The organism is Modestobacter sp. VKM Ac-2986, assembly GCF_026967795.1.
GTDB lineage: Bacteria > Actinomycetota > Actinomycetes > Mycobacteriales > Geodermatophilaceae > Modestobacter.
Genome location: NZ_JAPVBH010000014.1, coordinates 1 through 358 on the forward strand (window position 1 = coordinate 1; position 358 = coordinate 358).

The 358-nt window shown below is 58.4% G+C and carries 1 rRNA gene; it reads left to right on the forward strand.

From position 1 onward, the window contains the following. Window positions 1–32 precede the first annotated feature (32 nt). Window positions 33–358 (forward strand): 23S ribosomal RNA (locus tag O2W14_RS19935); the annotation flags it as partial.

Here is a 358-nt window from a genome sequence, read left to right on the forward strand (position 1 = left end):
GGTTGTGGGTGGGTGTGGGTGTTCTTGTGTGTTGTCAAGTTGTTAAGGGCACACGGTGGATGCCTGGGCACCAGGAGCCGATGAAGGACGTAGGAGGCTGCGATAAGCCTCGGGGAGCTGTCAACCGAGCGTTGATCCGAGGATTTCCGAATGGGGGAACCCCGCACCAGTCATGTGGTGTGACCCGCGCCTGAACACATAGGGCGTGTGGAGGGAACGTGGGGAAGTGAAACATCTCAGTACCCACAGGAAGAGAAAACAACCGTGATTCCGTGAGTAGTGGCGAGCGAAAGCGGATGAGGCTAAACCGATTGCATGCCAAGCCGGCAGGCGTTGTGCAGTCGGGGTCGTGGGACGA